We start from the raw sequence: 22,470 nt of genomic DNA, 5'->3' as shown, positions 1-22,470 counted from the left end.
TTGCCGGATAAACTCCGGGGGTTTGGGGGCTGGCCCCCAAGACGCCCTCAGCTGTTTGAATACTTCCGCAATTCTGCCCGCGCCACCTGCCGCCGGTGCACCGCATCAGGCCCATCCGCAAATCGCAAGGTCCGGATATGGGTCCACATCGCGGCCAGATCGAGATCCTGAGAGATGCCCTTGGCGCCATGCAACTGCATCGCCTCATCCACGACTTTGCCCGCCATGAGCGGCGCCACAACCTTGATCTTGGAAATCCAGGGCTGCGCCGCGCGGACGCCGGCCGTGTCCATCATCCAGGCCGCCTTGAGGCAAAGCAGCCGCGCCATCTCGATCTCCATCCGCGCGTTGGCGATGATGTCGTAATTGGCCCCGAGTTCCACGATGGGCTTGCCAAAGGCCTCGCGCCCCATGCCGCGCCGCACCATCATCTCAAGCGCCTTCTCCGCCTGACCAATGGCACGCATGCAATGATGAATGCGCCCCGGCCCGAGCCGCCCCTGGGCCACTTCAAAACCGCGCCCCTCGCCAAGGACAACATTCTCCACCGGCACCCGCACATCGGTAAACCGCAGATGCATATGCCCATGGGGCGCATCGTCATGGCCAAAGACCTGCATGGGCCGCAGCACCTCAATGCCCGGCGTATCTGCGTCCATGACAAACATCGTATGTCGCTGATGCTTGGGCGCGCCCGGGTCCGTGCAGGCCATGACGATATAACAGGCACAGCGCGGATCGCCTGCGCCGGAGATCCACCATTTCTCGCCGTTCAGGACGTAATGGTCCCCATCGCGCTTCGCCTCAAAGGCCAGTTGCGCTGCATCGGAGGACGCCACCTCTGGTTCCGTCATGACATAGGCCGAGCGAATTTTGCCCTCCAGCAAAGGCCCGAGCCAGCGCGCCTTATGGGTCGCAGAGCAATAGCGCTCGAGCACCTCCATGTTCCCGGTATCCGGCGCATTGCAATTGAACACCTCTGCCGCGATACCGACCTTGCCCATCTCTTCGGCGAGATAGGCATATTCCACCGTGGAGAGCCCATAGCCCCGCTCAGACTCCGTGAGCCAGAAGTTCCACAGCCCGCGCTTGCGCGCCTCTGCCTTGAGGCCGTCCAGTATCTCCAGCTGTCGCGCGGTATGCTGGAACCGATCGCCCGAGGGGTGCTTGCCCACCTCCGCATGGTACTCCGCATCCAGCGGCGCGATCTCATCCTCGACCATGCGCCGCACCGCCTCGATAAGCGGACGGACTTTCTCCGTAACCCCAAGATCCATGGCTTACCCTTCCCTCAAATCCGGCAATACGTAATCGGCAAACATCTTGCGCAGCGTCAGTTTGGAGACCTTGCCCGTCGCCGTCAGTGGCATCTCCTCGATAAAGACAACGTCATCGGGGAATTGCCATTTGGCGAAATGATCGCCCATCAAGCCATGCACCTCCTCCAGCGTGATCCGCGCCTCACCTGCAGGCACCACAACCAGCAAGGGCCGCTCGTCCCACTTGGGATGGGGCTGCGCGATCACGGCGCAATTGGCCACCTGCGGATGCCCCATCACCACGTTTTCAAGATCGATCGACGAGATCCACTCGCCGCCCGACTTGACCAGATCCTTGGCGCGGTCCTGCAAATTCAGGAACCCGTCCGCCGTGATGGAGGCCACGTCGCCTGTGCCAAACCAACCCTCGTCGTCCATAGCGGCTTCGGTGGCGTCCGGGTTGTTGAAATACCCCGAGACAATGAAAGGCCCGCGCACGTAAAGCTCGCCCGCCGCCTTGCCGTCATGCGGCAACCTCGCGCCCGCCTCATCGACAATCTTGAGATCACAGCCAAAGACCCGGCGACCCTGCAAGCATTGCCTCTCAATCCGCTCTTCCAACGGCTTGGTGCGCGCCGCAGGGCTCAAAATCCCATGGGTGCCCACCGGGCTCATCTCCGTCATCCCCCAGGCATGGCAGACCGAAATGCCCTGTGTCTCAAAGCCCTCGATCATGGCACGCGGCGCGGCGGAACCACCGATCACGACTTGCGCCAGCGCAGACGGGTTGCGTCCCCGCTTGGCGATCTCACCTTGCAGCCCCAGCCAGACCGTGGGCACGCCCCAGGATGACGTCACCTTCTCACTGTCCATCAGATCAAAGACCGACGCCCCGTCGAGCGCGGGCCCCGGCATAATGAGCGACACCCCAGAGAGCGGCCCCACATAGGGCAGCCCCCAGGCATTGACATGAAACTGCGGCACGACGGGCATGACCCGCGCGCCTTCAAAGAGCGTGTCCTTCAATGTCAGCGCGACAGAGAAGGCATGGATCACGTTGGATCGGTGCGAGAAAAGCGCGCCCTTGGGATTGCCCGTCGTCCCCGATGTGTAACACAGCCCCGCCGCGGCATTTTCGTCCAGCAATGGCCAATCAAACGCAGACGCCTCAGTGGCCAAAAGCTCCTCATAGCACAGCAGGTCGAGGCTGGACTCAGGCATATTGGCCCGGTCGGTCATGCAAATCAGCGTGATCCCTTCGGGCAAATGCCCGGACAGCCCCTCAAGAATTGGCAGAAAGGTCAAATCGAAGAAGATCACCCGATCCTCGGCATGGCCAATGATGTAGAGCATCTGCTCTGCCGAGAGCCGCGGGTTGATCGTATGACAGACCGCTCCCATGCCGGAGATCGCATAGTAGAGCTCAAAATGGCGATGTCCGTTCCAGGCCAGCGTAGCGACCCGGTCGCCCTGCGCGACACCTAGTCGGGTCAAAGCATGCGCCATTTGCCCCGCCCGGGCATAAGCTTGCCCGTAAGTCTCGCGATGCAGATCGGCCTCACACCGCGCCGAAACGATGCCCTCCTCAGGGTAGGCATCCGCCGCGTATCGCAAGATATCAATGATCCTCAAAGGATCATTCATCATTTGCCCCATGAGCATACCGAGGTCCCTCCCTGTTCTGGCTTGCCTCACGGGCCAAGCTCGTTGATCGTAAGTCTCGAGATAGCGCGGCGGACGCGCAAGCAAAAACAATGGAGCGCATATGAAACAGGTCGTACTGGCGCAAAGGCCCAACGGGCCAGCCAAGCTGGACAACTTCAGAGTGGAAGAGGGCGCCATGCCGGAACCGGGCGCGGGCGAAGTCCTGATCGAAGTGTCCCATCTGTCACTCGATCCCTACATGCGTGGCCGCATGGATGACGTGAAAAGCTATGCGCCGAGCGTGGCCTTGGGCGAGAAAATGACAGGCCAAGGCGTCGGCCACGTGCTGGCCTCGCGCGCCGACGGGATCAAGGAAGGCGATCTCGTGACCGGGATCACCGGCTGGGCCAGCCACGCCGTTTTGCCTGGCGAAGGCGTGCGCAAACTCGACACGCGCCTGCCTGCCACAACTGCCCTCGGCGTTCTGGGCATGCCGGGCTTCACCGCCTGGGCCGCCATGAAAACAATTGGCGCGCCGCAATCCGGTGAAACGCTGGCCGTGGCCGCCGCCACGGGCCCGGTGGGTTCCATGGTTGGCCAAATCGCAAAACGCGCAGGTCTGCGCACGATCGCTATCGCCGGGGGCGAAGAGAAATGCACATTGGCCAAAGACACCTTTGGCTTCGATGCAGCCCTCGACCATCGCGCCCATGATGTGAAAACCTTGCGCGCCGCTCTCAGCGAGGCCGCACAAGACGGGATCGACATCTATTTCGAGAATGTCGGCGGCAAGGTTCTTCAGGCTGCCCTGCCTCTAATGAACACACATGGCCGCATCCCCTTGATTGGAACCATCGCCTGGTATTCCGGCGTTGATACCTCTGGCCCAGATCACCTGCCAGCTCTGTGGCGCGCCACGTTGGTGAAGCGTCTGCGGATTCAGGGCCTGATCGTCTTTGACCACTGGGACCTTTTCCCGGAATTTCTTGAAGAGATGACAGGCCCCGTCGCGCAGGGAGATATTGCCTATATCGAAGACATAACCGAAGGCCTTGAAAACGCACCATCGGCATTCCTGTCGCTTCTGAACGGCGGCAACACCGGGAAAGCTATCGTAGCCATATAGAGGGGCGCTGCCCCTCGCCTCCTGCGGAGGCTCACCCCGAGGTATTTGAAGACAAAAGAAGATGCAGAGAGCGCAAACTCCCTGCATCTTTCGAAGAGTTCCAACGCTCTTCTTTCGCCACGGTCATCGGCGCCTCCGCCTGTACCGCGCTTTGATACTGACGCATTAACCTTAATGCGGAGTTAGCGGCAGGCTTCTTTTGTCTTGAAATACCTCGGGGGAAACGCCCGCAGGGCGTTGGGGGCAGAGCCCCCTCTAGCGCTTCGATTTGAATTGGGAGGAACTTTGTCGTTGCTTCTCGCAGGAAGCTCGAACCAGAAAAAACAGGCCGGGTTGCCTCCAGGAAAAGTCGAAACGCTTTACCGCTCGGTCAATTTCAACTCGATGCGTCGGTTTTGTGCGCGTGCGGCATCTGTGTCGGCCGTGTTGACCGGTTGGTATTCGCCAAACCCGTTTGCCGCCAACCTGTTGGGGGCGATCCCCAACTCGTCGATCATGTATTTGACGACCGAAAGAGCGCGGGCTTGTGACAATTCCCAATTGTCCTGAAATTCGCCCAGACCGGACAGGGCGACATTGTCAGTGTGCCCATCGACACGGATGATCCAATCGATCTCGGCGGGAATATCATCGCCCACGGCCTGCAGGATGGACGCAACCTTTGCAATTTCAGCTTGCCCCAGATCGGACAAATCCGCCCCACCGGGGGGAAACAGCACTTCCGAGGCGAAGACGAAACGGTCCCCCTCGATACGGATGCCTTCCTGCCCGCCCAACACATCGCGCAGGCGGCCAAAGAACTCGGACCGGAAGCGCTCGAGGTCACGGGCCTGTTCTTCGAGCCGGCGCGCTTTTTCTTCCTCGAGGATGCGTCGTGCGCGTTCCTCTGCCGCCGCGCGCGCCAATGCCGTGTTGAGATCAGAGCCAAGCGTTTCCAGCTGAACTTGCGCCGCGGCATCGCGGGCTTTTGCGTCATCCAGCAGGGCTTGCAATTGACCCAGCTGGGCGCGCAGCGCGGCCACCTGCTGGTTGAGCAGCGCCGCTTGCCTTTGGGCTTCCTGGGTTTGTGCGCTTTGGGCGTTCAGCTCGTCCTGAGCCGCTTCGAGCAGCGCCGCGCGCGTCTCGGCTTCGGTCAGTTGCCGCTTTTGCGCGGCTTCCGCCTCACGAGCGGCTGCGAGAGCCGCTGCCAGGCGCTGTTGCAGGTCTTGTTCCGTACCGGACAAGCTCGCGCGCGCGGCTTCGAGTTCCGCCTGCGTTTGGCTCAATTGAGCGGTCAGATCGGCAATTGCAGCCTCCGCAGTCTCGGCCTGGGTGGCGACGGCGGCCTCTGCTGCCCGTTGCGATGCCAATGCTGCCGCGAGTTCCGCTTCCAGCGCGTCGATCGCGCTTGAGGCCTGTTGCTGTTGATCTTCGAGGGCAGCTTGCGATTGCTGTTGCGCCGCGAGGGCTGCGGCCAGTTCGACTTGCAACTCCTGCGCGCTTTGCGCCTCTTGTTCCAGTGCGCTTTCGGCAAGGCTGCGCGCCGCAAGCGCGGCCGCCAGTTGGTCTGCGAGATCTGCGGCACGGGCCGCATCGGCGGCGCCTTGCGCCTCAGCCTCTTCGATGGCTTGCAGGGCAGCTGCGAGGCGCGATTGCGTGTCTTCTTCCGTGCCCGAGAGGACGGCCACACGATTTTCGGCCTCTTGTTGTGCCAGCAGCGCTGCGGCGAGACGGGCTTCGAGATTGTCGATGTCTTGCGTGGCATTTTCCGCCAATTGGCGTGCTGCCTCCTGTGCGAGCACAGCTTGCGCCAGCCGTTCCGTCAGATCCTGCTCTGCCGATTGCGCGGCTGCAAGTAATGTCAGAGTGTCCTCCGCGGCTTTGCGTTCTGCCTCAAGCGCCAGCGTCATGGCGGTGAGTTCTGCATCTGCCTCAGCAAGGCGCGCGCGCAACGCCTCTGCCGCCGCAGCCTCCGTCAGCCGCGCCGCCTCCTCCGCTGAGAGCGCTTGCGTGGCCTCGTCCAGATCCGCTTGAAGAACCGCCTGCCGCGCAGCGCCCTCCTCGTTGCGGGTCTGCAAATCAGCGATCAGCGCTTCGAGCGCCTCCCGCTGCGCTGCCGCCAACCGCGCGGCCTCTGCGCTGGCGTCAATCTCGTCGCGGGCGCTGGCCAGAGCGAGGGTTAGGGCCTCTTGTTCCGACAAAAGCTCAGCCTGCTCGGCTTCCAGACCGGCGATCTGGGCCAAACCATCCTCTCTCTCGGCCAATAGCGACGCAACTTGCGCTTCAAAACTCGTGATACGCCCCCGGGCCTCGGCCAGTGCGGCGTCTTGCGTGGCCAGATCGGAGCGCAGTTGGGCGATGGTTGTGGCTTGCAGATCGGCGAGCCGCTGACTGTCATCGAGCGTTGTGCGCAAGGTGCCCAGCTCGGTTTCGAGATTGGCAGACCGTGTGCGTTCCAGACCCAAAGCATCCGCAAGAGCGGCCACTTCCGCGGAAAGCTCATTGAGCTCGGTCGCTTGCCCGGAAATCGTTTCGCGCAGGGTAAATTGCACGACCATGAAAATGGTCAACACGAACATCAAAACGAGGAGCAGCCCCGTCATCGCATCCACGAAACCGGGCCAGATCGAAGCCTGCAGGCGGGCGCCGGTGCGGCGGGAGAGAGCCATGGGCTAGCGCTCCTGCTCAGGCCCGCGCAAAGACATCGGGCGCTCGGCACGGGCGCGTTGCTGCCCCTGCTGCAAGGCGCGCGACAGGGCGGAAATGTCGGTGCGCAGCTCTGCCATGGTTTCCTGCCGACCGGCGGAGATTTCCTCGAGTATGCGCAGCATCTGCACATCAATGGAGCGCAGGCGCATGCGGCTTTCGGCATCGATCCCGCCGCCGCCCACACCGTTCTCCAACGTCTCCAGCAGACGTTCCTGCCCTTCGGCAAGCCGCGCCAGTGCCGTGGAGGCCGGTTCCTGCGCCTCAAGCCGTTCCGTCATCCGCTCAACCGCATCGGCCAGTTTGCCGATCTTCTCGTCCACCATGGAGCGCGAGACATCGGAGGCCGTAAACATCTGCTGGATGCCCTCCATCTGCTCGCCCAGATGATCCACCACGGCGACCATGAACTGGTGATCGGCGGAGCTGTTTTCATCGCTGTCGCCGGATGCAAACCCCAGACGGGTGATCGAACTGAGCCATTCCTCCAACTCGCGGTAAAAGCGGTTCTGCCCGTGGCCTGCAAACAGCTCCAACAGGCCGACCACGAGAGACCCGGCCAGCCCGAGCAAAGACGATGCAAAGGCCACACCCATGCCGCCCAGCTGGCTCTCCAGCCCCACTTGCAGACGCTGAAACACCTGCGCGCCGGTCTCGCCTTCTTCGGGAGACAGCGAGCGAATGGTATCGACGAGCGCGGGGACAGTTGTCGCCAATCCGTAAAACGTGCCCAAAAGCCCAAGGAAAATCAACAGGCTGACGATGTAGCGCGTGATTTCGCGCACCTCATCGATACGCTGCGCGATGGAATCAAGGATCGAGCGCTGCGAGCTTTGGCTGATTGTCATGGTTGAGCGGCCCCGCTGGCCCAAGAGCGCGGCCAGAGGCGCCAGCAGACGCGGCGGCGTGTGCGTTGAGCGGCCCCCGCGCGCAAAACTTTCGATCCATCGCACGGAGCCGATCAGCTGCCAGACCTGCCAAAAACAGGCCAGCACGCCAATCACGAAGACAAAGAGAATGAACCCATTGAGATAGGGATTTGCCTCAAAGACAGGCAACACCCGTGGCAGTGCCAAGACCGTGCCAGCGCCGGTGAGGCCCAATACCAGAAGCATCAGGATCACTTGCCTGTAGGGTTGTGTAAACTGCGGGTCTGCCTCGCGGTCTGTTCGGTCCATTCGGGCGCGGTCCTGACAGGGTTGAATTGGCACATATAGTAGGCGAAAGCGCGAGGGCCGCAAAGGGTATTTATGCACCACCCGCGCAAGGGTGTGAGATCACGGCAGGATCGGCCTCAGCGCCGCATCGCGGGGGTCGCTGTCCTAGCCCGGGTCATTCCCCGACAAGGCTGCGCACCCGCTGCGAGAGCCAGTGCAAATCCGCATCCTGAATGCCCAATTGGTCCAGATGCTCCGTCGTGTTCCAGAGGTATTCCGTATTGGGCCCGCGTCCGCCGACCGCGCGCGCGATGATCTGTGCCTGGTCTTCCAGCGGCAGATCACGGCAATATTGCCAATGATCCCGGTTGATCACATAGGCCAGCGCCTCAACCCGGCGGCCATCGTCGAGTCCTAGCATGACATGACGTTCCACATAGGCCGAGGAGATCAGCTCGCGCTCCCGCAGATAGGCCAGCGTGGCCTCTTCCGTGCCGGGTTTTGCGCGCAGAGCCAGCCCATCGCAGACAGCGCCCGACTTTTCATCAAGCGCCAGCACAAGGCCCGGATCTTCTTCCGTTCCGCGGTGATGAATGGAGCGCATGCAGAAAGACCGCGCAAAGTCCTCCAGCGAGGCAAGCCGCTGCTCGGCCACCTCGAACCCGGGGTTCCACAACAGCGATCCATACCCGAACACCCATAGTGTCATGCGCTCTTCCTCTCTGGCTGTGCATGGCTTAAACCGCGTGAGGCCCGAGGGAAAGGGCGGCAACAGGACGTGAAAGACATGTTCAAGAAACTGACACTTCTGCTCGTGCTGGCAGCGGCGCTTTGGTCGGGCTATTGGTTCTGGGGCGCGCAGACGTTAAAATCGGAATATCAAACATGGTTTGACGCGCGCGAATCCGAAGGCTGGCAGGCAGAATACAGCGCGCTGGATGTGCGCGGCTTTCCCAACCGGTTTGACACGACATGGAGCGATCTCGCGCTCGCCGATCCCGAGACAGGTCTTGCATGGGAAGCGCCCTTCTTTCAGCTCCTCATGCTGAGCTACAAGCCCAACCATGTGATTGCCATCTGGCCCGACACCCACCGGTTTTCCTCGGTCAACCAAAGCTTTGATATCACCAACGATTCCCTGCAGGCCTCGCTTGTGACCGATGCCGCGCCGGATTTGCCGCTGCGGCGGGCCAATCTGGCGGCCGAAACCCTGACCCTGACCGAGACGCGCAGCGGCGATGTCACGGCTCTGGCGGCGTTGCGCGCCGCAGTTGAGCGGCAGGAGGACACGCCAAGCTACCGGATCGCGGCCACCGCCGATGGCCTTGCGCTCTCCGCGCCTCTCCTGCGGCAGCTGGGGCGCGCTCTGCCCGAAACCTTTTCGACCGCGCGCCTCGATATGACCGCCACATTCGACACACCCTGGGGTCTGTCCGCCGTCGAGACAGCGCGCCCGCAGCCCACAGCGATCGATCTGGACATCGCAGAGGCAGCCTGGGGCCCCATGCAATTGCGCCTCTCGGGCGAGTTGGAGATTGACCAGACGGGGCGGCCCGAAGGCGCGGTCTCCCTGCAAGCGCGCGAGTGGCGCGATATGCTGGAGCTGGCGGAGGCGACCGAGCTTTTGCCCCGTGGCGCCGCTGAGGCCATCGCGGGGCCCTTGGGCGCGTTGGCCGCGCTCTCGGGCAATGCAGACGCGCTGGATGTCGAGCTGACCTTCCGCCGGGGCCAGGTCTTCCTCGGGCCGCTGCCTCTGGGCCCTGCCCCGCGCATCCAGCTCAGATAGCCCTTGCAACCCGGCTGATCCGGCGCAACTCTCCGCTCATGGCACAGGACATCGCAGAAAGGCTAAAGGCCGAGATCATCGCGCGCGAGCAAGACCTCATTGCGCTCGCGCAGGACCTGATCCGTATCCCGACGCTGAACCCGCCGGGCGAGAACTACGATGCAATCTGCGACTACCTCGACCAGCGGCTGAGCGCGTCCGGCTTCGAGACCACATGGATCCGCGCCGAAGGGGCACCGGGCGACAGCGACAGATACCCGCGCTGGAACCTCATGGCCCGGCGAGAGGGCGCGCGCGCGGGAGATTGCGTGCATTTCAACTCGCACACCGACGTCGTCGAAGTGGGCCACGGCTGGACCCGCGATCCCTTTGGGGGTGCGCTGGAGGATGGCAAGATCTACGGCCGCGGCGCGTGTGACATGAAGGGCGGGCTCGCGGCGTCCATTGTCGCCGCAGAAGCCTTCATCGCGTGCTGCCCTGATTTTTGCGGCGCTATTGAGATTTCCGGCACGGCGGATGAGGAATCAGGCGGCTATGGCGGCGTGGCCTATCTGGCGGAGAAGGGCTTTTTTGATCCCGCCCGCGTGCAGCATGTCATTATCCCCGAACCGCTGGGCAAGGATCGCATCTGTCTGGGTCATCGCGGCGGCTGGTGGGCCGAGATCGAGACCAAGGGTGAGATCGCCCATGGCTCGATGCCCTTTCTGGGCGATTGCGCGGTCCGGCATATGGGGGCTGTTCTGGAGCGGTTTGAGGCGGAGCTCTTTCCTGCCATGGCCGCGCGGCACACGGAGATGCCCGTCGTGCCTGAAGGCGCGCGACAATCCACGATGAACATCAATTCGGTCCACGGCGGACAGGCGGAGCAATCGGAGGATTACACCGGCCTGCCCGCCCATTGCGTCCCTGACAGCTGCCGCATCGTGATTGACAGGCGGTACCTGCCTGAGGAGAGCTATGAGAGCGTCGCGGGCGAAGTGCGCGGGCTGCTCGACGGGCTCAAGGCGGAGCGCCCCCGGTTCGACTATACCCTTGAAGAGATCAACCACGTGGCCCCCTCCATGACAGACAAGGGCGCGCCCATTGTCGAAACGGTGCATGCCGCCATTGCCGATGTCTTTGGCACAGCCCCCGCCTACGTCGCCAGCCCGGGCACCTATGATCAAAAGCATATCGACCGCATTGGCCGGTTGAAAAACTGCATCGCGTACGGGCCGGGCGTTTTGGAGCTTGCCCATAAACCCGACGAATGGATCGGCGTGCAGGACATGGTTGAGAGCGCGCAGGTCATGGCATTGAGCCTGCACCGCTTGCTCGTTGCAGGACTCAGGAGACGCACACAGCATGATATTCGAGAGCAAATCCACCCACGACGCCGAAGAAGACGCCCGCAATGAGGATATCCTCATCTGGGTCAATGGCGAACTGGTCCATAAGGATGAGGCCAAGGTCTCCGTCTACGATTCCGGCTTCATGCTGGGCGACGGGATGTGGGAGGGCATGCGGCTATACAACGGGACATGGGCCTTCTTTGACGAGCATATGGACAGGCTCTTCAACTCCCTGAAATCCGTCTCGCTTGAGATCGGCATGGGCCCGGACGACATCCGCACGATCCTCGATCAGACAGCCGCCGCCAACGGGATGACAAGCGACGCCCATTGCCGGTTGATGATCACGCGCGGGCGCAAGGCCAAACCCTTCCAGCATCCCGCCCTGAGCCGCTCCGGCCCGACGATTGTGGCCATTGTCGAGCATTCAAAACCCGCCACCAGCTTGCAAGCGCAGGGCATTCGCCTGGCCACCGTCCCCCAGGTGCGCGGCCTGCCCATGAGCCAGGACGCCAAGTACAACTCACATTCCAAGCTCAATTGCGTCATCGCCTGCCTGCAGGCGGAACAGGCCGGGGCCGATGAAGCGCTGATGCTGGATCCCCATGGCTTCGTGAACACGACCAATGCCTGCAATTTCTTCATTGTCCGTCGCGGCGAGGTTTGGACCTCCACGGGGGATTACTGCATGAACGGGGTCACGCGGCAGAATGTCATCGACCTGTGCCGGGCCAATGACATTCCGGTCTTTGAGAAGAACTACTCGCTTTATGAGGCCTATGGCGCGGACGAGGCTTTTTTGACAGGCACGTTCGGCGCGCAAACACCCGTGGCCGAGATCGATGGCAAACCCATCGGCGACGGCAACCGGCCCATGACCGAACGCATCCGCGCGCTCTACAAAGCGCTCGTGCAGGCCAATACCGGCGCAGAGGCATGAAACCTGCTGGTCAGAAAGGGATCACCGCCCCAGAAGATATCGCCCGCGTGCCGCAGATCAGCGCAGACCCGTGATGGCGAATTGGCCTTGCGGGACGGGCTCCCCAGGCAATTTGGTTTTATACCTGAGCACCACCACGGCCCCGGGCCCCTTGAGCCGCATGCCAGAGGCCATGAGCCCGATACGCGTGTAGACCGTGTCACTCAGGCTCTGCCAATCCAGCACATCGTTCTTCAAGCCAAAGTCTTTATAGAGCGGCTGATCCGTCGCGCCAAAGCGCGCGCCACACCTCCGCCAATTGCCGCCCTTGTTCGATCGTCATGCTGTCCACGGACAAGGAACAGAGAAAGCTCTTGCGCCTCTCCCCCGACGCGCGGATCAAAACCGTCACACCGAGATCTTCCTTTGTGTAGAACGCAAACGTCCGCAGGCTGGAAATCGTCTTGTCAGAGGCCGAGGTTTTGGGCTTCGTCGTTTTTTCAAAGCCCGATGCCCTGAGCGCGGCCAGCGTCGCTCTGTCATTGGGCGCCGTGCGTGCGCAAATGTCCACGACGCGACGCGCCTCGGTCATGGCCTCTGACGACGCAGGCACTTTGCTGGCACCATAAGGGCCATGGGGCCCGGTACAGCCCATCAGCCAAACCAAAGAACTCACAACCAATGCGCGGGATATGTGAGCAGGACATCTCATGAACCAGCTCCTTTAGCGTTGATAGACCACGTTGCCCCGCAAGGACCGCCCGATGACCTGTTCCACCTGCTGCAAAGTCAGGATCGCGCCTCGCGGCAAGCGCTTTGGCAATTGCCCCGAGCTGAGGTTGAACTCATCGCCTTCGATTAGGGCGGTCATGCGCGCGCCAAAGACCGCGCTGGGCCGACATTCCCAGCGCCCGCCAAATTCATCGGTGACCGGATTGTAGGAGCGGCTGGGGTATTTGAAACAAATCTCCGCGCTTCGCCGTCCAGCTTGTGTCTTCCAAAGGCTGGGCACTGCTGTTGCATTGCCGGGATACCATAAAAACGCCCTGCCGCCCGGCGCGAAATACTCAATTTGCGTGCCATGCCCCGGCCCATCGAATTTTGCCGTACGCCCGGCCAATTGGGCGCGCATGGCCGCTGCATCTTGCGCAAAGGCAAATTCCGGCCCGGCATCTGTCTGGGTCGGCGGGGCACAGGCCAGAAGCATGAGCGGCAAAGCGATCAATGCGCTCAAACGGAGGAATAGTCGTCTCATGGATTTGGTCCTTGTGGCACCCGCCAAAGGGCTAGCGCGCCAAAGACAGAGCGACCATGCGGCACAGCGCCCGTCAAAATCCTACAGATCGCACCCATAGAAGACGACGCCCTCAACGGGGTTGTCATTGTATCTTGGGATCAACGCAAATCCGAGGCTCTCATAAAGCGAACGTGCCACTGTCAGACTGGCCAAAGTATCGAGCACCATGCGCGTGTGCCCCGCTTCCCGCGCCGCTTGCATGACCGCCAGCGCCAACGCCCGGCCCGCTCCCAGTCCCCGGCCTTCCGGCGCGACATACATGCGTTTCATCTCCGAGACGCCCGGCGCAATCCCCTTGAACGCAACGACACCAAGCGCGCGCCCGTCTTGCGCCGCCAGCAGGATGCCTGCGCCACGATCCGCATAGGGCCCTGGCAAAACCTCGTCTGCTTTCTGGCCCGGATTGTCGAAAATCCCGAGACCCAGAGAGACCTTGTAGGCCTGCATCAACCGCGCCACCTCGGCCATATCTTCTGCGCCTGCCTGTCGTATCGTAAGCCCCGACGTCATACCAATGCCCTACATCACCGCCTCTTGATCCCGCCCTTGTTTATCGAAAGACTGGCAAAAGCCAAACGGGAGAAACCCATGACACTTCGCACCCTCCTCGCCACCACGGCGCTCACTCTGATCGCCGCCACAGCACAGGCGAAAGACAGCATCATTGTCGCCATGCAGCTCGAGCCGCCGCATATGGACCCGACCTCCGCCGCCGCTGGCGCCATCGACAGCGTGCTCTATTCCAATGTCTTCGAGGGGCTCACCCGCTTCATGGCCGATGGCTCCGTCGTGCCCGGTCTGGCCGAGAGCTGGGAGATCAGCGCGGATGGTCTGACCTATACGTTCAAGCTGCGCTCCGGCGTGAGCTTCCATGACGGCACGAGTTTCGATGCCGAGGACGTCAAGTTCACCCTCGACCGCATCCGCGCCGAGGACAGCCAGAACGCCCAGAAAGCGCTTTATGCCGGGATCACCGATGTCACTGTCATGGACCCGATGACGGTCCAGCTCACGCTGGATGCGCCCAACGGCAATCTGCTCTTCAATCTGGCCTGGGGCGATGCCGTGATCGTGGCGCCCGAGAGCATCGAGGGGATCAAGCAGCAACCCATCGGCACCGGCGCCTTCACCTTCAGCCAATGGGTGCAGGGCGACCGGGTCGAACTTGCCCGCAACGAGAATTACTGGGGCGAGGCGCCCGCGCTGGCCTCGGCCACGTTCAAATTCATCTCCGATCCCACCGCCGCCTTTGCCGCGATGATGGCCGAGGATATCGACGCCTTCATGAACTTCCCCGCGCCGGAGAACATCCCGCAGTTTGAGGCCGATCCGCGCTTTCAGGTGCTGATTGGCTCGACCGAGGGTGAGACGATCCTGTCGACCAACAACAAGATGCCGCCCTTTGACAATGTGCTTGTGCGCCGGGCGGTGTCCCATGCCATTGACCGTCAGGCGATCATCGACGGCGCGATGTTTGGTCTGGGCACACCCATCGGCACGCATTTTGCGCCGCACAACCCGGCTTACGTGGATCTCACAGGCCAATCCGCCTATGACCCCGAGAAAGCCAAAGCGCTGCTGGCCGAGGCGGGTCTGGCCGAGGGGTTCGAGACAACCCTGCACCTGCCGCCCCCTTCTTACGCGCGGCGCGGCGGCGAGATCATCGCGGCCCAGCTGGCACAAGTCGGCATCAAGGCGGAGATCATCAATGTCGAATGGGCGCAATGGCTCGAGACCGTGTTCAGGGGCAAGGATTTCGGCCTGACCATCGTCAGCCACACCGAGCCCTTTGACATCGGCATCTATGCCCGCCCGGACTATTACTTCCAGTATGACAGCGCGGCGTTTCAGGACCTGATGACCAAGCTCAACGAGACCACAGATCCCGCCATGCGCACGAATATCGTACAAGACGCCCAGCGCATGATCGCGGATGAAGCGGTCAACGGCTATCTCTTCCAGCTGGCCAATCCGGTCGTCGCAAAAGCGGGGATCGAGGGCCTGTGGAAAGACGCACCGACGCAGGCCACCGACCTGACAGGCGTCAGCTGGTCGGAGTAAGTCAGGACGTTGTCACCTGAACACAAGGCGCGGCCCCAAACGGTCGCGCCTTCCCTTGCGCGGCCATGACATGACCCGAAAGATCCCGCTTCTTTTCCGCATCACCGCACTCTGGCTGGCTTTTTGCATCGCCGCAGGTCTCTACTTTGCTGTGGCATCTCTCGCACCAAGCGCTGATATCCAGACTGCGTCGCACGGGAATGTCGTCCGCGTCTCCCTGGAAGGATGGCCCAAGGGCGAGGCACACATCCTCATCCAGAACGAACGGCACATTGTCATCTGGCATCTGGACGATGCGGAACTTGCGCTGGCCATGGCGCAGTTCAACCCGGAAATGCCTGAAAGCGCATGGCGCGCCGCACTGGAAGACGGAACGTTTGAGCGTGAGATGGGCCCGAGGGATTTCCTCAAACTGCGCTGGATCATCGTAAGCCCTGTGAACGACGGCAGCCTTGGTTGCGTCACGCTCGCTCAGGGCTGCGATTATTCCGGGTTCTATGATCCTTGCGAACAAACGCATTTCGATATCTTTGGCCGGTATCAAAAAGGCCCCGAGACGCAAAATCTCAAACATGTTCCCAAAGAATTCTCCGCAGGCGGAGTGTCAGTCCTGTTGGATGTGACCCACATGCCGAAACTGCCCAACAGGTAAGCCCGCCCCCATGGCCGGAGCCTCAGCGCGACCCGGTAACGAAATCCCATTTCCCTCGCAGGCGCACCCCGTTAACCTCCCCCCATGGCCCTCTACGCGCTGCGCCGCTTCTTCTCGCTCGTCGTGAGCCTCCTCGTCGCCTCGGCGGTGATCTTCCTCGTGGTCGAAGTGGCCCCGGGTGATCCGGCGTCGTTCATGCTGGGGATCAATGCGCAGCCCGATACAGTCGCCGCCCTGCGCGCCGAGCTGGGCCTCGATCAGCCCAAAGTCCTGCGCTATCTCGATTGGGTGGGCGGCATGCTGACGGGCGATTTCGGCACGTCCTATACCTACCGCACGCCCGTCTCCCAGATGATCGCGGACCGGCTCGCGGTCTCGCTGCCGCTGGCGCTCTACGCGCTGGCGTTGTCGACAGCCATCGCCGTCCCGGTGGGCCTTTACGCGGCCTCGCGCCGCGGCGCGGCGGGTGACATGGCGGTGATGGGGGCCACACAGCTGGGCGTGGCGATCCCGAATTTCTGGTTTGCCATGCTGCTGGTGCTGCTCTTTGCGATCACATGGCGCATCTTTCCCGCAGGCGGTTTTCCCGGCTGGGAGAAGGGCTTTTGGGTCAACATGCGCGCGCTCACGCTCCCCGCCGTAGCGCTGGCGCTGCCGCAAGCGGCGATCCTCGCCCGCGTCATGCGCTCGGCGCTGATCGACACGCTGGGCGAGGATTACATCCGCACGGCCCGCGCAAAGGGCCTCACGCGGCCCCAAGCGCTCCGCCGCCACGCGCTGCGCAATGCGCTCATCCCGGTGCTCACGATCATAGGGCTGCAGTTTTCCTTCCTGCTCGCAGGCGCGATCATCATCGAACAGGTCTTCTACCTCCCCGGCCTCGGCCGCCTCGTCTTCCAGGCCATCTCCGCGCGCGATCTCATCGTGGTCGAAAGCGTGGTGATGCTCCTGGTCTTCGCCGTGATCATGGTGAACTTCCTCGTCGATCTGGCCTATGCCTGGGTCGATCCAAGACTGAGGGCGCGCGCATGAAACCCGGCTTTCTCCTCGGTCTGATCCTGTCGCTTGCCTGTCTCGCGCTGGCGCTGACCTCCTTCGTCTGGACGCCCTTTGACCACGCGGCGATGAACATCCCCGAGAAGCTTCAGCCCCCCAACGCGACCCATCTGCTGGGCACCGACCACTTCGGCCGCGATATGCTCTCGATGATCATGGTCGGCGCGCAGACCTCGCTGGCCGTCGCGCTGGTCGCCGTGGGGATTGGCATGGGTCTGGGCGTGCCGCTGGGGCTGGCGGCGGCGGCGCGCGCCGGTGGCTGGCTCGATGAGGTGATCATGCGGGGCAATGATCTGGTCTTTGCCTTCCCCTCGCTTGTCATCGCGATCCTGATCACCGCCGTCTTCGGCCCCGGTGCGGTCAATGCCATCATCGCGATCGGTATCTTCAACATCCCCGTCTTCGCCCGCGTCGCCCGCGCAGGCGCCCTGCCGCTCTGGCAGCGGGAATTCATCCTCGCCGCGCGTGTCGCAGGCAAGGGCCGCGCCCGCATCTCCGCCGAACATATCCTGCCCAATATCGCCAATCTGCTCATCGTGCAGGGCACGATCCAGTTCTCGCTGGGCATCCTGGCGGAAGCCGCTCTGAGCTACGTGGGTCTCGGTGCGCAGCCGCCGCAACCGAGCTGGGGCCGCATGCTGGCCGACGCGCAAACTCTCACCGCGATTGCGCCGCACATGGCGCTGGTGCCGGGGCTCGCAATCGTGCTGACCGTGTTGGGCCTCAACCTCCTCGGCGATGGTCTGCGCGACCGGCTCGACCCGCGATTGCAAAAGGTGCGGACATGAGCTTGCTGGCCTTCGAGCAGTTTTCCCTCTCCATCGGAGGCGCGCCGATCCTGCGGGACATCTCGCTGGAGATCGCGCCGGGCGAGATCGTGGCGCTCACCGGTGAGTCGGGCTCGGGCAAGTCCATGACCGCCTTGTGCGTTATGCAATTGTTACCACAAGGGGCAGAACAAACAGGCATTTGTACGATTCAAGGGGTGAATCGTACAAATGCCCCCGAGGCGGAGATGCGCAAACTGCGGGGCAACACCGTCTCGATGATCTTTCAGGAGCCGATGACCGCGCTCAATCCCGTGCAGAGCATCGGCGCGCAGATCATGGAGGCCTGCCTGATCCATACCGAGATGAGCCGCGGCGAGGCAGAGGTCCGCGCCCGCGAAGTCCTTGATCAGGTTGAACTTTCCGAGATCCCGCTGGGGCGGTATCCGTTTGAGCTTTCGGGCGGGCAGCGTCAAAGGGTGGCGATTGCCATGGCCTTGGCGTTACGGCCCGCGCTTTTGATTGCTGATGAGCCCACGACCGCCCTCGATGTGACCACGCAAGCGGAAATTCTCAAGCTATTGAAATCGCTTGTGAAATCCGAAGGTATGGGCTTGATGATGATCACCCATGACCTCGCCGTCGTCGCGGATATGGCCGACCGGATTGCCGTCATGCATCACGGTGTGATCGTCGAGCAAGGCCCGACGGGCGCACTCTTTGCCGCCATGCAACATGATTACACCCGCGCGCTGTTTGCCGCGTCGGCCCATCGCCCTGATCTCCCCAAGCCATTGGTTGGGAACGATATTCTCACCGTGAGCCATGCGACGCGGCGCTATCCGCTTCCCCGCAAGACACTCCTTGCCCCGCGCGAGAGCTTTACCGCCGTGCAAGATGTCTCCTTTACCATACAATCCGGCCAACGCCTTGGTTTGGTTGGAGAATCCGGCTGTGGCAAATCCACCCTGACCCGCGCAATTCTGGGTCTTGAACCCTTGCAGGAGGGCAAGATCACCGCCTTCGGCCATTCCGTTGGCCCCGGCATGCCGGGCACCGCACGCGCGAAATTGCAGGTCGTGTTTCAGGATCCCTATGGCTCGTTCAACCCGCGCCACCGGGTGAGCCGCATCCTGACCGAGCCGTTTCACTTACTGCCCGACCCTCCACAAGGCTGTGAGAAAGCGGAGAAAATCGCGCGCGCGCTGACGGATGTCGGCCTGCAAGCCAGCGATGCGGAGCGCTATATTCACACGTTTTCGGGCGGCCAGCGGCAGCGGATTGCCATTGCCCGCGCGCTGATCAACGATCCTGAATTGATCGTCTTTGACGAGGCGGTCTCCGCGCTTGATGTCCGGGTGCGCGCGCAAGTACTTGATCTTATTGCCGATCTCAGCCGCACGCGTGGGTTGGCCTGGCTATTCATCAGCCATGATCTCTCCGTCGTGCGCGGCATCACCGATGAAGTCATGGTGATGCAGGCCGGCCAAATCGTAGAACGCGGTCCGACCGAACAGGTGCTCAGCGCCCCCACTCATCCCTACACCCGCGCGTTGATTGCCGCCGCGCCTGTCTTGCCAGATCTGGAGAAGCCCCGTGTCCCTGCCTGATTTTCCATTTGATCCCAGTCACATGCTGATTGGCGGCGCATGGCGCGCCAGTGCCGAAACCTTACCCTTGGTGGACCCGTCCACAGCTTTGCCCCTTGCCAAAATCGCCCGAGGGACAGCGGAAGATATCGACGCGGCCGTCATTTCGGCCGGGACTGCTTTGAGCGGGGACTGGGGGCGTATGCCCGCCGCTGAGCGTGGCCGTGTGCTCCTGCGCCTCGCGACGCTTGTTGAGCAACATATTGAAACCCTTGCGATAATCGAAGCCCATGACGTGGGAAAACCGCTGACGCAGGCCCGCGCGGATGCCAAGGCGCTCGCGCGTTACTGCGAGTTTTACGGCGGCGCGGCAGACAAGATCACCGGCGAGACGATCCCCTATCTCGATGGCTACACCGTCTATACGCTGCGTGAACCGCATGGCGTGACAGGCCATATCGTACCGTGGAATTACCCGATGCAGATTATTGGCCGGTCGGTCGGGGCGGCGCTGGCCATGGGCAATGCCTGTGTGCTCAAACCCGCCGAAGAGGCCTGCCTCACAGCGCTTTATTTCGGCTGGCTGGCGCAGGAGGCGGGCTTGCCTCCCGGCGCGCTCAACATCGTGCCGGGCCTCGGCGCAGAAGCCGGTGCGGCGCTCGCGGGGCATGCAGGCGTGCAGCATGTGAGCTTCACAGGCTCCGTCGCCACAGGCCGTTTGATCCAGACGGCCGCGGCGCAAAACGTCGTCCCGGTGACGCTGGAGCTCGGCGGAAAATCCCCGCAACTGGTGTTTGACGACGCGGATATCGACGCCGCTCTGCCCTTCCTCGTGAATGCCGGGATCCAGAATGCGGGCCAAACCTGCTCAGCCTCCTCCCGCATCCTCGTGCAACGCGGGGTTTACGATGAGGTGAAGGCCGCCATGGCCGCGCGGTATGCAGCACTTAGCGTTGGCCCTGCGATGGATGACTTGAATGTCGGCCCGCTGATATCCGCGCGCCAACAGGAGATCGTCACCGGTTTTCTCAACCAAGGGCGTGACTTACAGATCGCAGCACAGGCCAAAATACCCAGTTCGGATGGCTTCTTTGCGCCGCCGACGCTCTTCGCCGATGTCCCGCCAGAGCATGCGCTGGCGCAGGCAGAGATCTTTGGCCCGGTGCAAGTTCTCATCCCCTTCGATAATGAGGCCCAGGCCCTAAAGATCGCGAACGGCACCGACTACGGCCTCGTGGCCTCCGTCTGGTCCCGCGATGGCGGGCGGCAAATGCGGCTCGCAAAAGCGCTGCGCTCCGGTCAGGTGTTCCTCAACAATTACGGCGCAGGCGGCGGAGTTGAGCTGCCCTTTGGCGGGCGCGGCCTGTCGGGCCATGGCCGCGAGAAAGGGTTTGAAGCCCTCTACGGGTTCTCCGCGCTCAAAACAGTGGCGGCCTACCATGGGTAAATTCACGACATTCTTTGCGCTGCTCGTCCTCTCGATGCTAGCCGCTGGCCTCTTTGGCGCGGGGCACAATCAACTCAGCTACTCGGTGGGTCCGAGCTATTTCCATGATCTCAAGTTCGAGCAATTTGGCATCGCGCCGGAACAACACAACCGCTGGGGCGCCGCGCTTGTGGGCTGGCGGGCCAGTTGGTGGATGGGCCTGATCGTGGGCCTGCCCGCGTTTCTGTTCGGCTTGTTTGCCATTGCCCGCCCTCAGACCTTCCTTGCTGCTGGCATTGGCGCGATTGGCGCGGTCATCTTCGTGACGATGGTCGCGGCCCTTGCCGGGTTGGCCTTTGGCATGATCTTTGTGGACGACAATGTCGCGACGACGATGGAGCTGCCCGAAGGCCTCTCTGACCCTGTGGGCTATGTGCGCGCCGGGCTCATGCATGATCTGAGTTATTTCGGCGGCCTCGCGGGAGCACTTGTCGCGCTCTGGACCATGTGGCGCACCAAAAAGATGGAGGAGAAACACCATGCGGCTTGAGGGAAAACGTGCACTTGTGACAGGCGCAGGATCGGGCTTTGGCGCAGGCATCGCGCGGAAGTTCGCAGCGGAAGGCGCCCATGTGATCTGCGCCGATATCAACGGCGACGCCGCCCGGGAGATCGCCGCTGCGATCACCGGCACGCCCGTTGAAGCAGACGTCGCCAGCGGCGCAAGCGTTGACCAAATGCTCGACGCCGCAGGCCCTCTCGACATCGTTGTGAACAACGCAGGGATCACCCATCTGCCCATGCCGATGGAAGAAGTCGGCGAGGAAGAGTTCGACCGGGTCTTTGCGGTCAATTGCAAATCCGTCTACCTCATCGCGCGCAAGATCGTGCCTGCGATGAAGGCCCAAGGCGCGGGCGCGATCCTCAATGTGGCCTCCACCGCAGGCCTCTCCCCGCGCCCCAATCTCAACTGGTACAACGCCTCCAAGGGCTGGATGATTACGGCAACGAAAGCCATGGCCGTCGAGCTTGCGCCCCATGGCATCCGCGTCAACGCGCTCTGCCCCGTCGCGGGCGAGACGCCACTCCTGAGCTCCTTCATGGGCGAGGACACGCCCGAGATCCGCGCCAAATTCCTCTCCACGATCCCGCTGGGCCGCTTCTCCACGCCAGAGGACATGGGCAACGCCGCCTGCTACCTCTGCTCGGATGAGGCCAGCATGATCACCGGTGTGGCGATGGAAGTCGACGGAGGGCGCTGCGTATGAAGACGGTCAATCTGGCGGAGAAACTCGCGCAATTCACCACCCATTGGGATCCTCATGTGGTGGCGCAGTACAATGACAACGACGTCATGGTCGTGCGCTTTGCCGGGGAATTCCCCTATCACCTGCATGAAGAAACCGATGATTTCTTCCTCGTGCTGGAGGGCGAGATGGTCATGGATATCGAGGGCGCGCCGTCCCATCCCGTGAGGGCAGGCGAGCTCTTCATCGTGCCCAAAGGCGTGACCCACCGCCCGCGCGCAGAGGCCGAATGCAAGGTGCTCCTGATCGAGCCCAAGGGAGAGCCCAACACCGGCGATCCCGCCACCGCCGCCGCCAAGCCCCACATCTGACGCCCCTTGGCATCACGCGTGCGCGCGCCCATATCTGAAACAGGAGTTGGGATGAGCACATACCACAAGACACTGGAAGAAATGGAGAAAGAGCGCC

At 62.4% G+C, this 22,470-nt stretch carries 22 protein-coding genes; 13 read left to right on the top strand and 9 right to left on the bottom strand.

What is annotated here, in order from left to right:
- Positions 1 to 47: 47 nt before the first annotated feature.
- Both ACP15S_RS01085 and ACP15S_RS01080 read right to left on the bottom strand, forming a co-directional pair.
- The gene (locus tag ACP15S_RS01085) at positions 48 to 1,277 is read right to left on the bottom strand and encodes an acyl-CoA dehydrogenase family protein (protein ID WP_425037638.1); all 1,230 of its coding nucleotides are present in this window, start codon (positions 1,275 to 1,277) and stop codon (positions 48 to 50) included.
- 3 nt (positions 1,278 to 1,280) lie between these two features.
- Positions 1,281 to 2,921 (bottom strand): long-chain-fatty-acid--CoA ligase, encoded by a 1,641-nt coding sequence (locus tag ACP15S_RS01080; RefSeq protein WP_425037636.1) that lies wholly within the window; start codon positions 2,919 to 2,921, stop codon positions 1,281 to 1,283.
- Positions 2,922 to 3,024: 103 nt separating this feature from the next.
- On the opposite strand from ACP15S_RS01080, the gene ACP15S_RS01075 reads away from it, so the two are divergent.
- Entirely contained in the window at positions 3,025 to 4,029 is a 1,005-nt protein-coding gene (locus ACP15S_RS01075) for an NADP-dependent oxidoreductase (RefSeq protein WP_425037634.1), read from the top strand.
- 359 nt (positions 4,030 to 4,388) lie between these two features.
- Here the strand turns inward: ACP15S_RS01075 and ACP15S_RS01070 are convergent, their stop codons facing one another.
- The 3 genes from ACP15S_RS01070 to ACP15S_RS01060 all read right to left on the bottom strand — a co-directional run bounded on the left by ACP15S_RS01070 (position 4,389) and on the right by ACP15S_RS01060 (position 8,580).
- Positions 4,389 to 6,677: a peptidoglycan -binding protein gene (locus tag ACP15S_RS01070; protein WP_425037632.1), complete on the bottom strand. Its 2,289-nt coding sequence runs from the start codon at positions 6,675 to 6,677 to the stop codon at positions 4,389 to 4,391.
- Positions 6,678 to 6,680: 3 nt separating this feature from the next.
- Complete coding sequence (locus ACP15S_RS01065) at positions 6,681 to 7,892, bottom strand: biopolymer transporter ExbB (protein ID WP_425037630.1); 1,212 nt, start codon at positions 7,890 to 7,892, stop codon at positions 6,681 to 6,683.
- A 154-nt stretch (positions 7,893 to 8,046) separates the two neighbouring features.
- Positions 8,047 to 8,580, bottom strand: a complete 534-nt coding sequence (locus ACP15S_RS01060; RefSeq protein WP_425037628.1) for a gamma-glutamylcyclotransferase — start codon at positions 8,578 to 8,580, stop codon at positions 8,047 to 8,049.
- A gap of 78 nt (positions 8,581 to 8,658) precedes the next feature.
- Here ACP15S_RS01060 and ACP15S_RS01055 point away from each other — a divergent pair, with 78 nt between their 5' ends.
- The 3 genes from ACP15S_RS01055 to ACP15S_RS01045 are packed head-to-tail and all read left to right on the top strand — an operon-like array spanning position 8,659 to position 11,928.
- On the top strand, positions 8,659 to 9,657 hold the full coding sequence (locus ACP15S_RS01055; protein ID WP_425037626.1) for a DUF2125 domain-containing protein: 999 nt from the start codon (positions 8,659 to 8,661) through the stop codon (positions 9,655 to 9,657).
- A 38-nt stretch (positions 9,658 to 9,695) separates the two neighbouring features.
- Complete coding sequence (locus ACP15S_RS01050; protein ID WP_425037625.1) at positions 9,696 to 11,054, top strand: acetylornithine deacetylase/succinyl-diaminopimelate desuccinylase family protein; 1,359 nt, start codon at positions 9,696 to 9,698, stop codon at positions 11,052 to 11,054.
- A complete protein-coding gene (locus tag ACP15S_RS01045) occupies positions 11,002 to 11,928 on the top strand; it encodes an aminotransferase class IV (protein WP_425037623.1) in 927 nt (308 codons plus the stop codon). Before ACP15S_RS01050 ends, ACP15S_RS01045 begins: the two co-directional genes overlap by 53 nt.
- A 57-nt stretch (positions 11,929 to 11,985) precedes the next feature.
- On the opposite strand, the gene ACP15S_RS01040 is transcribed toward ACP15S_RS01045, so the two are convergent.
- The 4 genes from ACP15S_RS01040 to ACP15S_RS01025 form a co-directional block, all read right to left on the bottom strand.
- Complete coding sequence (locus ACP15S_RS01040) at positions 11,986 to 12,165, bottom strand: hypothetical protein (protein ID WP_425037621.1); 180 nt, start codon at positions 12,163 to 12,165, stop codon at positions 11,986 to 11,988.
- A gap of 10 nt (positions 12,166 to 12,175) precedes the next feature.
- On the bottom strand, positions 12,176 to 12,619 hold the full coding sequence (locus ACP15S_RS01035) for a hypothetical protein (protein ID WP_425037619.1): 444 nt from the start codon (positions 12,617 to 12,619) through the stop codon (positions 12,176 to 12,178).
- Positions 12,620 to 12,631: 12 nt separating this feature from the next.
- The gene (locus ACP15S_RS01030) at positions 12,632 to 13,162 is read right to left on the bottom strand and encodes a hypothetical protein (protein ID WP_425037617.1); all 531 of its coding nucleotides are present in this window, start codon (positions 13,160 to 13,162) and stop codon (positions 12,632 to 12,634) included.
- An 81-nt stretch (positions 13,163 to 13,243) separates the two neighbouring features.
- Positions 13,244 to 13,714 carry a GNAT family N-acetyltransferase gene (locus ACP15S_RS01025; protein WP_425037615.1) on the bottom strand — a complete coding sequence of 157 codons (471 nt, stop codon included), beginning with the start codon at positions 13,712 to 13,714 and terminating at the stop codon, positions 13,244 to 13,246.
- Positions 13,715 to 13,792: 78 nt separating this feature from the next.
- Between ACP15S_RS01025 and ACP15S_RS01020 the strand changes: the two genes are divergently transcribed.
- The 9 genes from ACP15S_RS01020 (at position 13,793) to ACP15S_RS00980 (ending at position 22,373) form a co-directional block, all read left to right on the top strand.
- A complete protein-coding gene (locus ACP15S_RS01020; protein ID WP_425037613.1) occupies positions 13,793 to 15,265 on the top strand; it encodes an ABC transporter substrate-binding protein in 1,473 nt (490 codons plus the stop codon).
- A 70-nt stretch (positions 15,266 to 15,335) separates the two neighbouring features.
- Positions 15,336 to 15,917, top strand: a complete 582-nt coding sequence (locus tag ACP15S_RS01015; RefSeq protein WP_425037611.1) for a hypothetical protein — start codon at positions 15,336 to 15,338, stop codon at positions 15,915 to 15,917.
- Positions 15,918 to 16,001: 84 nt separating this feature from the next.
- Positions 16,002 to 16,949, top strand: a complete 948-nt coding sequence (locus ACP15S_RS01010) for an ABC transporter permease (RefSeq protein ID WP_425037610.1) — start codon at positions 16,002 to 16,004, stop codon at positions 16,947 to 16,949.
- Positions 16,946 to 17,761: an ABC transporter permease gene (locus tag ACP15S_RS01005; protein ID WP_425037608.1), complete on the top strand. Its 816-nt coding sequence runs from the start codon at positions 16,946 to 16,948 to the stop codon at positions 17,759 to 17,761. The genes ACP15S_RS01010 and ACP15S_RS01005 overlap by 4 nt, the downstream gene beginning before the upstream one ends.
- Entirely contained in the window at positions 17,758 to 19,350 is a 1,593-nt protein-coding gene (locus tag ACP15S_RS01000) for an ABC transporter ATP-binding protein (protein ID WP_425037606.1), read from the top strand. The genes ACP15S_RS01005 and ACP15S_RS01000 overlap by 4 nt, the downstream gene beginning before the upstream one ends.
- Positions 19,343 to 20,776: an aldehyde dehydrogenase family protein gene (locus tag ACP15S_RS00995; protein WP_425039625.1), complete on the top strand. Its 1,434-nt coding sequence runs from the start codon at positions 19,343 to 19,345 to the stop codon at positions 20,774 to 20,776. The genes ACP15S_RS01000 and ACP15S_RS00995 overlap by 8 nt, the downstream gene beginning before the upstream one ends.
- Positions 20,769 to 21,305, top strand: a complete 537-nt coding sequence (locus tag ACP15S_RS00990; protein WP_425037604.1) for a hypothetical protein — start codon at positions 20,769 to 20,771, stop codon at positions 21,303 to 21,305. The genes ACP15S_RS00995 and ACP15S_RS00990 overlap by 8 nt, the downstream gene beginning before the upstream one ends.
- Entirely contained in the window at positions 21,295 to 22,023 is a 729-nt protein-coding gene (locus ACP15S_RS00985; protein ID WP_425037602.1) for an SDR family oxidoreductase, read from the top strand. The genes ACP15S_RS00990 and ACP15S_RS00985 overlap by 11 nt, the downstream gene beginning before the upstream one ends.
- Positions 22,020 to 22,373, top strand: coding sequence for a cupin domain-containing protein (locus tag ACP15S_RS00980; protein ID WP_425037601.1), 354 nt, complete (start codon positions 22,020 to 22,022; stop codon positions 22,371 to 22,373). The genes ACP15S_RS00985 and ACP15S_RS00980 overlap by 4 nt, the downstream gene beginning before the upstream one ends.
- Positions 22,374 to 22,470: the final 97 nt, after the last annotated feature.

This window comes from Primorskyibacter sp. S187A, from assembly GCF_049800955.1.
Taxonomy (GTDB): domain Bacteria; phylum Pseudomonadota; class Alphaproteobacteria; order Rhodobacterales; family Rhodobacteraceae; genus JAKVBH01.
Note: the sequence above shows the minus strand (reverse complement) of the source record. Positions and strands in the feature narration are given on the sequence as shown.

Coding starts and splice junctions, on each gene's coding strand:
- ACP15S_RS01085 (WP_425037638.1), bottom strand. CDS start 1,277: ATGGATCTTGGGGTTACGGAGAAAGTCCGTCCGCTTATCGAGGCGGTG.
- ACP15S_RS01080 (WP_425037636.1), bottom strand. CDS start 2,921: ATGCTCATGGGGCAAATGATGAATGATCCTTTGAGGATCATTGATATC.
- ACP15S_RS01075 (WP_425037634.1), top strand. CDS start 3,025: ATGAAACAGGTCGTACTGGCGCAAAGGCCCAACGGGCCAGCCAAGCTG.
- ACP15S_RS01070 (WP_425037632.1), bottom strand. CDS start 6,677: ATGGCTCTCTCCCGCCGCACCGGCGCCCGCCTGCAGGCTTCGATCTGG.
- ACP15S_RS01065 (WP_425037630.1), bottom strand. CDS start 7,892: ATGGACCGAACAGACCGCGAGGCAGACCCGCAGTTTACACAACCCTAC.
- ACP15S_RS01060 (WP_425037628.1), bottom strand. CDS start 8,580: ATGACACTATGGGTGTTCGGGTATGGATCGCTGTTGTGGAACCCCGGG.
- ACP15S_RS01055 (WP_425037626.1), top strand. CDS start 8,659: ATGTTCAAGAAACTGACACTTCTGCTCGTGCTGGCAGCGGCGCTTTGG.
- ACP15S_RS01050 (WP_425037625.1), top strand. CDS start 9,696: ATGGCACAGGACATCGCAGAAAGGCTAAAGGCCGAGATCATCGCGCGC.
- ACP15S_RS01045 (WP_425037623.1), top strand. CDS start 11,002: ATGATATTCGAGAGCAAATCCACCCACGACGCCGAAGAAGACGCCCGC.
- ACP15S_RS01035 (WP_425037619.1), bottom strand. CDS start 12,619: ATGAGATGTCCTGCTCACATATCCCGCGCATTGGTTGTGAGTTCTTTG.
- ACP15S_RS01030 (WP_425037617.1), bottom strand. CDS start 13,162: ATGAGACGACTATTCCTCCGTTTGAGCGCATTGATCGCTTTGCCGCTC.
- ACP15S_RS01025 (WP_425037615.1), bottom strand. CDS start 13,714: ATGACGTCGGGGCTTACGATACGACAGGCAGGCGCAGAAGATATGGCC.
- ACP15S_RS01020 (WP_425037613.1), top strand. CDS start 13,793: ATGACACTTCGCACCCTCCTCGCCACCACGGCGCTCACTCTGATCGCC.
- ACP15S_RS01015 (WP_425037611.1), top strand. CDS start 15,336: ATGACCCGAAAGATCCCGCTTCTTTTCCGCATCACCGCACTCTGGCTG.
- ACP15S_RS01010 (WP_425037610.1), top strand. CDS start 16,002: ATGGCCCTCTACGCGCTGCGCCGCTTCTTCTCGCTCGTCGTGAGCCTC.
- ACP15S_RS01005 (WP_425037608.1), top strand. CDS start 16,946: ATGAAACCCGGCTTTCTCCTCGGTCTGATCCTGTCGCTTGCCTGTCTC.
- ACP15S_RS01000 (WP_425037606.1), top strand. CDS start 17,758: ATGAGCTTGCTGGCCTTCGAGCAGTTTTCCCTCTCCATCGGAGGCGCG.
- ACP15S_RS00990 (WP_425037604.1), top strand. CDS start 20,769: ATGGGTAAATTCACGACATTCTTTGCGCTGCTCGTCCTCTCGATGCTA.
- ACP15S_RS00985 (WP_425037602.1), top strand. CDS start 21,295: ATGCGGCTTGAGGGAAAACGTGCACTTGTGACAGGCGCAGGATCGGGC.
- ACP15S_RS00980 (WP_425037601.1), top strand. CDS start 22,020: ATGAAGACGGTCAATCTGGCGGAGAAACTCGCGCAATTCACCACCCAT.